Source organism: Mycoplasma sp. CB776 (assembly GCF_054343395.1).
The window spans coordinates 39085-52180 of sequence record NZ_JBTGVD010000002.1; the positions used below are offsets into that span (position 1 = coordinate 39085).

Genomic DNA, 13096 nt, shown 5'->3' on the forward strand with positions numbered 1-13096 from the left:
GAAAAATAAAGGAGAAATATAAATGGTAAAAGTTTTAAATCACCCCCTAATTACTACAAAATTAACAATAATGAGAGACGAAAACACAACACACCATTTATTTAGGGAATTACTAAAAGAAATTTCAACATTAATGGTGTATGAAATTTTAAGAGATTATAAAACTGTCGATTGTAAAGTTAAAACAGCAGTGGGAGTGGAAACCATTGGACAAAAAATGGAACAAGAAATTGTCATAGTACCAATTTTAAGAGCTGGTCTTGGGATGGTAGAAGGAATTTTATCACTTGTTCCAACATCAAGAGTTGGACATATTGGAGTTTATAGAGATGAAAAAACTTTTGAAGTTCATGAATACTTTTATAAAATACCTAATGTTTCTAAAGATTCTTTAATTTTAGTGGTAGATCCAATGCTTGCCACTGGAACATCAGCAGTAGATTCTATTAGTAGATTAAAAGCTGATGGATTTAAAAATATAAATTTAGTTTGTCTTGTTGGTGTGCAAGAAGGAATTAATCATGTTTCTTCTAAACATCCAGATGTTAAAATCTTTTTAGCAGCAAAAGACGAAAAATTAAATGATAAAAAATATATATTACCTGGTCTTGGAGATGCAGGAGATAGGATTTTCGGTACAAAATAATGAATAAATTTGCAACAGTTGATATTGGCGGAACTAATGTTCGTTTCGCTTTAATAAAAGAACACAAAATTACAAAAAAAATTAAATTTCAAACAAACACAACTAACTGACAAGAAACACTTGATAAAATAGTTAAACTTATCAATACATATGAAATTAATAAATTAGCAGTTTGCATTCCAGGGCCTGCTAACTACAAAGATGGTATCATCTTTAACACTCCTAATTTAAAAGGTTGAAAAAATTTAAATGTTAAAGAATACCTTTTAAATAACACTAAATTAGAAAAAATTGTTTTTGAAAATGACGCTAATGCTATGGCTTTAGCTAACCATCATTTTTATAATCAAAATAAAGAAGATATAACTCAATTTTTTACCATTTCTACAGGATTTGGTGCAGGATTAGTTATTAACAACCAAATTTACACTGGAGTAAATCATTTAGGACAAGAAATTGCTAGAATTCCTCTTGGAGAACCACTTTTTAGCACATTTCATTTATCTAAATATGCTGCAGAACTATTTGTTTCTGGAACAGGTTTTGCACTAAGAGCTAGTCAATTAAAAGATAAAAAAGTAGATGCAAAAGAAGTTTTAGAAAATTACAACAAAGATGAAACTTTTGAAAGAGTTTATAATGAATCTGTTATAACTTTAGCTAAAACTATTGCTATATTTATAGGGATTTTAGCTCCGAATTTAATTGTTTTTGGAGGTTCAGTAACTCACAAAAACAGTTTCTTTGTAAAAGAAGCTATTAAAATGGCAAAAACACTTTGTGATAAACAACAATTTAAACAAGTTAAGTTTAAATTTGATAAATTAAAGGACAATTCAGCACTTATTGGATTAAGTTATTTATTAAATGCATAAAAACTTTTCTTACTCCAAAGAAAGAGTTGTGTTTTCAATTGTATTTACAGCTATTTTTCTTTGTTTATCTTTAATAGCTCTTTTTCTAAGTAAATATATAGCGTGACCACTTGGGGATTTTGGTTTAAAAATTGACCTATCAATTATCTTTATATTTCCAATCGCGTTCTTTTTGCGTTATAGATATACTTTAATTGCTTTATTAATAAGATTTCTTTTAGGACCAGTAATTCAATTAAATATAGATGCAACGGGTTATTTGGGACATTTTATTTTATTAGTAGCAAACTTGATCTTTATATTTAGTTTTTTCTTGTTTAAAAAACTTTTTGAAAAAATAATTAAAAATAAAAACTGGTTTATTGTTTTATCTTTAGTTTTATCTATTATAGTTACAACTATTGTAATTACCACATTAAATATTTTTGTTTTTAATTGACCATATTTTTATTTATATGGTTTAAAAATGAGTTATAAAGAATATTTAACTGAATATTTTACAGTTTCTTTAATTACTTTTATTCCATTTAATTTAGCTAATTACCTTCTTTCTTCAATATTAACCTTTGGAATTATTGTATTTTTAGAAACTTATTATAAAAATCACAGAAAACAAAAACATCATATTTAAAAAACAAAATATGATGTTTTTTTATTGAAACGGACTCAAAATTTAATTAACTAAAAGGGCATAAAATGAATTTTTCCATAAAAATTCATAAAAAATGCAACTTTTTGATTTTATTTTATAAAAATTATTCATATTTTTCTATAATTTTATATGTAATCAAAAATTAATATTTTTAAGGAGAAAAATGAAATTAAAGAATATTTTAATTAAATCAAGTCTAGTGTTAACACCAGCAATCGCTTTTGCAACTGTTATTTCTTGTGGTGAAAAAACAACAAATCAAACTTCAACTAACCAAAATTCAGAAGATAAAAACATTTTAGATAATCAAAGATGATTAGCTAATGTTTGAAATTCAGTTTCAGCAGAAAAAGATGCTATGGCATACACTTTATACCAATCAGCAATGAAACAATTTGATACTTTAGTAGAAGGACAAACAAGTGTTTTTGAACTTGATAAAGTAAAAACAAATGGAGAACATGTAACTGTTACAAATACAACAGAAGGAAAATCTATTCCAGTTGTATTTATGGATTTAGATGAAACAGTTTTAAATAACTATGCTTACCAAAATTACTTAGTGTTACATAAACAAACATTTAATGCAGATTCATGAAATCAATTTGTTCAAGATAAAAAAGCTAAAAAAATAGCAGGAGCTATTGAATTTATTAAACACGTATGATCAAAAGGTGGAGTTGTTATGTTCAACTCAAATAGAGAACAAGAAAATCAACTAGAACCTACAAAAGCAAATTTAGTAGCTGAAGGATTAGAAGCAAAATACATGCCAAAATGAATTTGATGAATGCAAGGAGTTGATTTAACCAAAGACAAACCATGAGATCACATTCAAAAAGATGCTAATGGAAAAAGGGTAAAATCTGCTAAAGAAGCAAGAATGAATTTAGTAAGTTCTGATAAAAAATTTGACTTAAGTGCTGAACAATCAGGAGCAACTGCTGTTTCCTTTAAAGTTGTTATGAGAGTTGGAGATAACTTTGATGATTTCAACGACATAGCATCAGCTAAAAAATCTAATGAAGATAGAAAAACCGTATTAGAAACAACAAAAAAATTATTTGGTAACTTTGATGTTAATACAAAAGGAATTAAATACACAAAAAAAGATGGCAAAGTAACTCACGAAAATGAAACTTGAGCAGAAGGATATGTTTTAATTGGTGGTAATGCTTCATATGGTGGATTTGAAGAAGGACTTGCAGAAGGATACTACGGACTTTCTGATGACCAAAAAGTTGCAGCACTAAAAGCAGCACTTAATTCATTAAAATGAAAAGAATAAAATAGATTTTAAAAAAATTAGCACTTTTTATTGGAGAGTGCTAATTTTTATTATATAATTTTATTTATTGTATAATTGAATAATTAAATTAAGCAAAGGGGAGATATGCAAAATAAAACAAAAAACAAAATGTTATTATTAAATTTCGATGAAGTCTTTCTTTTTACTAAAAAAGTAATTAGACTAGATGAACAAGAATTTAAATTTTTATGAAAAGAAAGGGAAAAATACGGGGAAAATAACGATTTAAGTGAAGGTTTTCCTGTGGTTATTTCTCATTTTGATTTATGAATCGACTCTACAATGAATATGGAAGTAATTCCTGATGAAGAAAAAGTTGGTATAGTTTGAAGAATAATTGATATAAAAAGAGAAATGAAAACTTTTGTTGAATTAAATATGTTGCCAACAGCTCAAAAGGTTAAAATTAATTCTTTTTCTCCGGTAGATAAAAGTTTTAGTAGAATTATTGGTCAAGATGTTGATGCAGAATTTATAAAGTTTAATTCTTCTAGTCTTGGTGCTGTAAAAGCTGGTATTAGAAAAATGGAAGAAGAATTTTCAAATCATTCTTTTTTAAAACCAATTAAAGAATTTTTTGAACCACTTTTTTCATTAAAAAATTTAATGGATGAAAATGAAATTATTTTTCCACTTTTAGCAATTGCTGAAGAAGTAGATTTACCAAAAGAATATAAAAAACGTTTAATTTTTGCAACAGATAATTTACAAAGATTAGCAGCAATGGCAGATTTTATTAATAGTTTGATTCAAGAAAGAGCAATTGTTAATGAAATAGAAAATAAAATGAAAAAAACTCTTGATAAACAACAAAAAGAATTTATTTTAAGAGAAAAAATGAGAGCAATTCGTCAAACATTGGGTGATGAAGATTCACAAGAAGAAAAAAATGAAAAAGAACTATTTAAAAAAGATGATGAAAATAAATTTCCTTTAGAAGTAAGAGAAATAATTAAAAATGAAACAAGAAAATTAAAAGGAATGTTGTCTAGCTCTCCTGAAGCCAATGTAACTAAAAATTATTTAGATTTAATTTATAATTTACCTTGAAGAAAAGTAAAAATTGATCATTTAGACATAGAACAAGCATCCAAGGAATTAGCAAAAAAACACTTTGGTTTAAAAGATGTTAAAGAAAGAATTTTAGAATTTCTTGCTGTTTTAACAAACATAAAAAACAAAAATGATGAGAAAAAATTAAATATTATTAAGCCATTGCCAACAGAAAATGCTGCTTTAGATTTAAGTTTATTTGATAAACATTCTAATAAATTAAATAATAATATGCCTATTTTAACTTTAGTTGGTCCTCCTGGAACAGGAAAAACTTCTATTGCTCAATCTATTTCTGACGCCATTGGGAGAAAAATGATAAAAATTTCTCTTGGTGGAGTTAGAGATGAATCAGAAATTAGAGGACATAGAAGAACTTATGTTGGAGCTATGCCAGGAAAAATAATTAATGCAATTAAAAAAGCAGGTGTTTCTAACCCGGTTATCTTGTTAGATGAAATTGATAAAATGTCTTCAGATTTTAGAGGAGATCCTGCATCAGCAATGCTAGAAGTTTTAGATCCAGAGCAAAATAAATTTTTCCAAGATCATTATTTAGAAACAGAATATGATTTATCTAAAGTTATTTTTATTGCAACAGCAAATTACTTTGATGGTATTCCCGAAGCTCTTGCAGATAGAATGGAAATTATTGAATTATCTTCCTATACTTTATTAGAAAAAAAAGAAATTGCTAAAAATCATTTATTAGATAAAGTTTTAAGCGAAACTCAATTAGATAAAAAATACTTTAATATTGATTTAGAAACAATTGAATACATTATTAAATCTTATACAAGAGAAGCGGGAGTAAGGGATTTAAAAAGAAATTTAGATAAAATTGCTAGAAAAATTATCGTTAAACTATTAAAAAACGAAATTAGCAAAGACAAAGATTTTATAGTTGATAAAAAAGTTGTAACAGATATGCTTGGAATTGAAAAATTCTCAGATGATATAAACGAAACTAAACCACAAATAGGGATAGTTAATGGACTAGCTTACACTGCTTATGGTGGTTCAACATTATCAATTGAAGTTAATACCGTTCCTTCTACCAAAGCTGAAATTAAATTAACTGGTCAATTAAAAGATGTTATGAGAGAATCTGCAGAAATAGCTATTAGTTATGTTCGTGCAAATGCTAAAGAATTTGGTATTGATTTTGATTTTGAAAATAATCAAATTCACATTCACGTTCCTGAAGGTGCGGTTCCAAAAGACGGACCTTCTGCCGGTGTAACTTTCACTACCGCAATTATTTCTGCTTTAGCTAAAAAACCTGTTTCTCCAACAATAGGAATGACTGGAGAGATAACATTAAGAGGAAAAGTATTAGCAATTGGTGGTTTAAAAGAAAAAACTCTTGCAGCATATAAATTTGGTATTAAAACTATTTTCATTCCTAAAGATAATGAAAAAAACATTGTTGATTTAGCTGAAGAAGTTAAAGAAAATATTACTTTCCACCCAGTTTCTAACTATCAAGAAATTTACAATTATATTTTTAAATCTCAAACAAAAAGTAAATAATTTAAAAACAAAAATTCAACCAAAATCATAATGGTTGATTTTTTTATTTAATGAATACCTTTTTTCAAAAAGTTAAAATAATATTAAAAAAACAATTTTTTATTTTGTTTTTTACCAAAAAAATATAAAATTATACATATGAAAAAGCTTGATAAAATTACACCTTGAAAAGAAAACTTTGCACAGTGATATGTGGATGTTATAAAAAACGGAGAATTAATAGAATATGGTCCTGTAAAAGGAACTATTATTTTTAAACCTAATTCTTATGCTATTTGAGAAAATATTCAAACAGAAATGAATAAATTATTTAAAGAAAAAGGAATTCAAAATGTTTATTTACCAATGTTAATTCCTGATTTCTTTATTAATACAGAAAAAGAGCATGTGGCAGGTTTTGCTCCTGAACTTGTTACTGTAACACATATTGGTGATAAAAAATTACACAATAACCTGTATATTAGACCTACTAGTGAAGTTTTATTTGCTGATTTGTTTAAAAAAAATATTGAATCTTATAAGGATATGCCTTTGATTTATAACCAATGAACTTCAGTTATGAGATGAGAAAAAACAACAAATCCTTTTTTAAGAACTAGTGAATTTTTATGACAAGAAGGACATACAGTTCACTCCGATGCTATGGAAGCTAGAAAATTCACAAGAGACATGATTAAACTTTATGAAAGATTTTTAAAAAAATATTTAGCTATTCCTACAGTTGTTGGTAAAAAAACACCAAGAGAAAAATTTGCAGGTGCTTGTTCTACTTATACAATTGAAGCTATGATGAAGGATGGAAAAGCACTTCAATCAGGAACTTCCCATTATTTAGCTCAAAATTTTTCACGTGCTTTCAAAATTATTTTTACAAATAAAGATAATAAAGATGAATTTGCTTATCAAACATCTTGAGGTTTATCTACAAGATTATTAGGTGCTTTAATTATGACTCACGGAGATGATTCTGGAATTGTAATTCCACCAAGAATAGCTCCAATTCAAGTTGATATTCTCGAACTTTTTGCAAATAAAAACCCACAAGTGTCAAAAACAGTAAATCAACTAGAAAAATGACTAGCTAAAAAACTAAAAGTTAGAGTAGATAGAAGCGATAATCAACCAGGATATAAAGCAGCTAATTCAGAAATTCAAGGAGTTCCTATCAGAGTGGAAGTGGGACCTAAAGATGTTGAAGAAGGTGTAGTTACAGTAGTTAGAAGAGATACATTACAAAAAGAAAAAGTAAAAATTTCTATTTTAAGAGATTATCTTGAAGACAAATTAATTGAAATTCAAGATAGTATGTATCAAAGAGCTAAAAAAAGACTTGAAGACAATACAGTAGTTGTAAATAACTATGAAGATTTCAAAAAAGAAATTGCTAAAAATAAATTTGTTATTACTGCATTTAATGGTGATGAAAAAGAAGAAGAAATGATTCAAAAAGAAACTGGTGCTACTTCTAGATGTATTCCATTTAAATATTTAAAACCAGTTGATGAAGGATTATGTATGTTTTCACAAAAACCTTCAAAAAGATATGTTCTTTTTGCAAAAGCTTACTAAAAACACAAGTTATCTAAACTTGTGTTTTTCTTTGTTTATGTTCAAATAATTATTTATCACTATTTTGGTTATTTGATTCGTTTTTGTTTTGTTTTTCTGTATTTTTGGTATTTTTATGTTTTTCTTTTTTTTCAATTTTAGTTTGCACTTTTGATAAAAATGCTCCTGCAATAACCCCGGAAGGGATTGCAAAGATAGCTATACCTATAATTGACATAATTACTACTAAACTTCTAGCAATATCAGAATGAGGGGTTATATCTCCATATCCAATAGTGGTTAAAGTAATGGTAGTAAAATAAATAGCTTTAGGAAACGTATTTACATAACTGCCTAAATATTCTTCTGGTATTTTATTGTTTTTAATATAATCTAACTCTGCATCTAAAATAATTAAAGAGAAGAGTAAAATAACAATTATTATAAAAACAAAAATATTGGTTAAAATTGTTTTTTGTGTTTTAAAAACAGAAAATAATGAAGAAAATGATGAAAATAAATTTAATAATAAAATTATTCTAATCATTCTTAAAAATTTAAAACTTTTTAATAATGTTATTCAAGAAATATTTAGTTCTGTTGGTGTTAATAAATCAATAGAATATAATGAAGGTAATATTGATAATATTAAATTAAAAGATAAGACAGAAAATACAAAGAAAATTCTTGGATATTTATGTTTTTTTACATTTCTAACAGGAGCGCTTCACATTCACAAAAGATAGTCAAATATCATTAAAAAGAATGTGAATACCTCCATAAACCCTACTAAATGTTTGATTCCTGAAGAATCATTATTATTTAAGTAAAGTGCTAAAATTGTGGTACTGAAAATTGAAAGAATAGAAAAGAAGAAAATCACTGAAAAATATATTATCTTAGTTATTTTAACTTTTTGTTGATGTTCGTCTTTAATACCTTTCATATTTTCTCTAGTAGCAACTATATTGTCCAAAATAGTTAGAAAATAGTCACTTTTTAAAAAAAATAATTTGTTTTTCATAATTGTATTATACTAAAATGTAATAAAATTATATAAATATGAAAGATAAAATAATTTTTATAAAAAAAGAAGAAAATTTAGAAGATATAGTTAACTACATTTTTCAATTTAATTGAAAATATTTATATTTAAATGGAGATTTAGGAGCAGGAAAAACAACTTTGACAAAATTAATTGCAAAAAAGTTAGGTATTAAAGAAAATGTAGTTTCTCCTACTTTTAACAAAATGAAAGTATATTCTAACTTAATACATATCGATGCTTATAATTTGTTAGGTGATTTAGAAGAATTTGAAGATTATTTTGAAGATAAAAAAGTTATAATCGAATGATCTAAAAATTTAAATTTAGATTATGAAAATTTTATTGCTATTGATATAAAATTTTCAAACAATGAAAGAATTTATGAAATTACTATAAATACGGAGGATTAAAATGAAAATTTTTATAGATACAACGTTAAATGATTTAGTTGTGGCTCTTTTTGATTCTCAATATAAACTTATTAATTATGTTTTAGAAACTGAATTAAAAGAAAAATCAGAAAAATTACCTTTAGTTTTTAAAAACCTTTTAGAAAGAAACAATTTTAGCTTACAAAATATTAATAGTTTTTACATTAATTTAGGTCCAGGAACATTTACAGGAAGCAGAATAGCTTTAGTTTTTTGTCGTACCATTGCACAATTAAGTAACATTAATATTTACACAACTTCTAGTTTTAATTTAGTTTCTTTACATACAAAAAATAAAGAAATTGCATATATTGATGCTCGTGGCAAATCTTCTTATAAAGCATTTGTTCAAAAAGGAAAAATCCTTTCAGATATAGAAGTGGTTGAAAGAAATCAAAACTGAGCAATCGATTATTTAGATGTAATAAATAATTTCTTTGATTATCAAAAATTATTTAAACTAGAAGAAAATTTGCTCGAAATTCAATCGATTTATGTAAAAAAACCACATATCGGTTAAGCTGGTAAAAATTTTTCTTTTTGTGTTAAAATTAAATTAGACAAAAAGAGGGAAAAATGAAAAGAAATATTTTTATTAAGAAAATTAAAAATATTATTACTATAAGTATTAGTAATTATTTTTTCATTTTTCAAGTAAATTAATTTTTTAATAATTGTTATATTTAAAAATAAATAATTACTTGAAAAAGTAATTTTTTGTCAAAAAAAGAAAGGAAATTATTGTATGAAAAAATATTTTAGCAATAAATGAATTATCATATTTTTTACAATTTTTTATTTATTTACTATATTAAGTTCATCTCTATTAGTTTTATATTTGGTAAATTTAATAGATGCAATAGAACAAAGAAATTGGGAAGAATATAATAAATTTATTATTGCAAATGCAGTTTTATCATCTTTATTTGTAATTTCAACGTTTTGTTATTTATTTTTAAAAAATAAATTAAATATGAAAATAAATCAAACATTAACAAAAGATGCTATTACAAAAATTTCTTCTATTTCTAATTATGAAATAGAGAAAAATAAAGAAGGAAAATATTTAATTTGAATTAAAGAAAGAATTCCTGAAATTACTAGTTTAGTTTTTGAACATTCCTTAGAAGGTTTTTTAAAAACTTTAACTAATATTGTAGTTTTAATCATTATGTTTTTTATAAGTTGAAAACTTGCTTTAATAGGAATTGCAGTTTTAATTTTAGCCTTTATAATTCCTTTATTTTTAAGTATTTTAGCTGGTAAGATAAATGAAAAATATATTGTAAATCAAGAAAATCTTATTTCTTCTTTACAGACAGTTTTCAATGGTTTTAAAATTTTATATTATTTAAATAAAGAAGAAAAAATTATTCAATTGGTTAATTCAATTTTGAATAATTGAATAAAAGAAATAAATACTAAAAAATCTAAAGTAATTTTGCTTGAACTAATTAATAGTTTTTTTCAAATTATTTCATCAATATTATTGCTTTTTATAGCAGGATATTTTATTTTTTATCTAAATGAACCTGTGGGAACAATTTTTGTTATACCTTCTTTCTTTATGGGATTTGCTCATAATTTTAGAGAAATAATTATGTTACTTCAATATTTTGGAACTTACAAAGAATATATTAAAGAATTTACGGGTGCAAAAGAAATTACTAAAGAAAATATCGTAAAACAAAATATAGATAAAATTGAAGTAGAATCTCTTGATTTTAACTATGAAGAAAAAGAAATTTTCAAAAATTTTAATTTTACTTTTGAAAAAGGTAAAAAATATGCCCTTATAGGAAAATCAGGATCAGGAAAATCTACTTTGTTAAATATTTTATTAAAACAAATTGATGATTATAAAGGAAATATCCGTATAAATGGAAAAGATTTAAGAGAAATTAATATAAATAATTTAAAAGAAAATTTAATATTTTTATCTAATAGAGAAGAATTGTTTTTTGATTCTATTTATAATAATATTTCTCTTTGAGAAGAGAATCAAGAGCAAAAAGTTCAACAAGCATTATTAAAAGTAAATTTAGAAAATTTAGATTTAAATAGAGAACTTAAACAAGATGATGAATTATCAGTAGGAGAGAAGCAAAGAATTAACATTGCAAGATATTTCTTTAAAAATCCAGATTTATTAATTTTAGATGAAGCAATGTCTAATATTGATGAGAAAAATGCAAAAATAATTTTAGAAAATATTTTCAAAAATAATCCCAATTTACTATTTATAAATTGTACACATCATCTTAAAAATCCAGAATTTTATGATCACGTTATAGAACTAAAAGGAGATGAAAATGAATAAAACATTAAAAAATATGAAATTTACTTTTTCTGTTTTTCTAATTTGTTCTATTTTAATAAGTGTTATAGAAATGGTTCTCTCAATTATTGAAGGTTATGCAATTGATAGTGTTTTAAAAACCTTATCATTTATTAAAAATGATCCTTTTTTAACTTTTGGTATTTTAATAATAATATTAATTTTAGCAAATGTGGTTTTATTTGTAAGTAATTATTTTTACTTTACTTTTTATAATAAGCTTTTGCTTTATGTTGCAAAAAGTATTTCTAAAAACTTTTATAGTGATTTTTTAAATACTAATGCAAAAGGGATGAAAAAATATAGTCCAGATTTAGCTTTTAATTCAATTATAAATAATGGTAGTGCAATTACATCTCAATCCATCATTCCTTTAGCACAATTAACTGCAATATTAGTGAATTTACTATTTATTTTCTTATTTTTTGGAATAACTAATTGAGTAATTTTATTAATAGTTTTAGCAATTTTTACTTTAAGTACTATTCCAAATTTAATTTCAGTTAAAAAAGCAAAAATATATACAGAACAAAAACAAATTTCTTTTAATCAACTCTCTTCTAAACTTACTTATTGAATAGATAGATATACTGTTTTATATTATGCTAATAAAGAAAATATGCTTTATTCCTTTATAGAAAAAGAAATTTTAGATTATTATTTAAAAACTTATAAAAAAGAAAGATTTAATATTTTTAATAATAGTCTTTCACAATTAGTTGTGGAAGCAGGTGAAATAATAGGAATAATTATTTTGGTATTTATGTATTTTAAAAACGATTCTTCTGTAAGTATAGGGATGATTTATATTTTTAAAAAAGTTATTGAAAATTCTAAAACTGAATTTCTAGATTTTATTTCTGAATTTAAAAAATTTGTTGCTTCAAAAGAAATTTATAAACTTTTAGAAACAAATCTTGAAAAAGAAGAAAATCAGTTAAAACTTGATTCAATAGAGCAAATAGAAATTAAAAATTTAAATTTAAGTTTTGATAATAAAGTAATTTTTAAAGATTTCAATCAAACCTTTTCTAAAGGGCAAAAATACGCATTAATTGGTGCTTCTGGTTCTGGTAAATCAACACTGCTTAGTGTTTTATTAAATGATTTAGATAATTATCAAGGACAAGTTCTTATTAACAACCAAGATATAAAAACATTCAACGATAAAAGTATAAAAAATGCTATTTCTTACTTAGATAATCAAAATTTTGTTTTTGACAAAAATGTTTCTGAAAATGTTTCCTTGCTTGAAAATGATGAACAAAAAATAAAAGAAGCATTAGAATTTGTAGACTTAAATAAAGAATTAGAACAAAACGCATTTTCTAGTGATTTTGATAGTTTTACATCTTTATCTTTAGGACAAAAACAAAGACTTGCACTTTCTAGATTGATTTACTTTAATAAAGATTTTATTATTTTAGATGAATCATTATCTAATTTAAATAAAGAATTAGCACAGCAAATTTTAGATAAATTTTTAGATAGCAATAAAACTTTAATTTACGTATCACATCATTTAGATTCAAAACAATTAAATAAATTTAATAAAATAATAAATTTAAATGAAATATAATAAAATCAAGAACACTAAAATAAGTGTTCGCTTAATTGTAAGATCAAGTGCACCACTTTAAAGTAAAATTTAAAGTATGGGACA

11 protein-coding genes are annotated in these 13096 nt (G+C 24.1%); 10 read left to right on the forward strand and 1 reads right to left on the reverse strand.

The window, feature by feature from the left end; all coding sequences use genetic code 4:
- The first annotated feature begins 22 nt into the window (after window positions 1-22).
- From upp to proS, 6 genes are all read left to right on the forward strand, one after another.
- Window positions 23-646, forward strand: coding sequence for a uracil phosphoribosyltransferase (upp, locus tag ACXX86_RS00490; protein ID WP_436358499.1), 624 nt, complete (start codon window positions 23-25; stop codon window positions 644-646).
- Complete coding sequence (locus ACXX86_RS00495) at window positions 646-1521, forward strand: ROK family protein (RefSeq protein ID WP_458560935.1); 876 nt, start codon at window positions 646-648, stop codon at window positions 1519-1521. Before upp ends, ACXX86_RS00495 begins: the two co-directional genes overlap by 1 nt.
- A complete protein-coding gene (locus ACXX86_RS00500; protein ID WP_436358497.1) occupies window positions 1514-2152 on the forward strand; it encodes an MPN527 family putative ECF transporter permease subunit in 639 nt (212 codons plus the stop codon). The genes ACXX86_RS00495 and ACXX86_RS00500 overlap by 8 nt, the downstream gene beginning before the upstream one ends.
- Window positions 2153-2336: 184 nt before the next feature.
- On the forward strand, window positions 2337-3461 hold the full coding sequence (locus tag ACXX86_RS00505; protein ID WP_458560936.1) for an HAD family acid phosphatase: 1125 nt from the start codon (window positions 2337-2339) through the stop codon (window positions 3459-3461).
- Window positions 3462-3566: 105 nt separating this feature from the next.
- Entirely contained in the window at window positions 3567-6068 is a 2502-nt protein-coding gene (gene lon, locus ACXX86_RS00510) for an endopeptidase La (RefSeq protein WP_458560937.1), read from the forward strand.
- A gap of 138 nt (window positions 6069-6206) precedes the next feature.
- A complete protein-coding gene (gene proS, locus ACXX86_RS00515; RefSeq protein ID WP_436358494.1) occupies window positions 6207-7637 on the forward strand; it encodes a proline--tRNA ligase in 1431 nt (476 codons plus the stop codon).
- A 49-nt stretch (window positions 7638-7686) separates the two neighbouring features.
- Here the strand turns inward: proS and ACXX86_RS00520 are convergent, their stop codons facing one another.
- Entirely contained in the window at window positions 7687-8640 is a 954-nt protein-coding gene (locus ACXX86_RS00520; protein WP_458560938.1) for a potassium channel family protein, read from the reverse strand.
- A gap of 38 nt (window positions 8641-8678) precedes the next feature.
- Here ACXX86_RS00520 and tsaE point away from each other — a divergent pair, with 38 nt between their 5' ends.
- The 4 genes from tsaE (at window position 8679) to ACXX86_RS00540 (ending at window position 13012) form a co-directional block, all read left to right on the forward strand.
- Complete coding sequence (tsaE, locus tag ACXX86_RS00525; protein ID WP_458559611.1) at window positions 8679-9074, forward strand: tRNA (adenosine(37)-N6)-threonylcarbamoyltransferase complex ATPase subunit type 1 TsaE; 396 nt, start codon at window positions 8679-8681, stop codon at window positions 9072-9074.
- A gap of 1 nt (window position 9075) precedes the next feature.
- On the forward strand, window positions 9076-9615 hold the full coding sequence (gene tsaB / locus ACXX86_RS00530; protein ID WP_458560939.1) for a tRNA (adenosine(37)-N6)-threonylcarbamoyltransferase complex dimerization subunit type 1 TsaB: 540 nt from the start codon (window positions 9076-9078) through the stop codon (window positions 9613-9615).
- A gap of 225 nt (window positions 9616-9840) precedes the next feature.
- Entirely contained in the window at window positions 9841-11415 is a 1575-nt protein-coding gene (locus ACXX86_RS00535; protein ID WP_458560940.1) for an ATP-binding cassette domain-containing protein, read from the forward strand.
- Window positions 11408-13012: an ATP-binding cassette domain-containing protein gene (locus tag ACXX86_RS00540; RefSeq protein ID WP_458560941.1), complete on the forward strand. Its 1605-nt coding sequence runs from the start codon at window positions 11408-11410 to the stop codon at window positions 13010-13012. The genes ACXX86_RS00535 and ACXX86_RS00540 overlap by 8 nt, the downstream gene beginning before the upstream one ends.
- The last annotated feature ends 84 nt before the right edge of the window (window positions 13013-13096 follow it).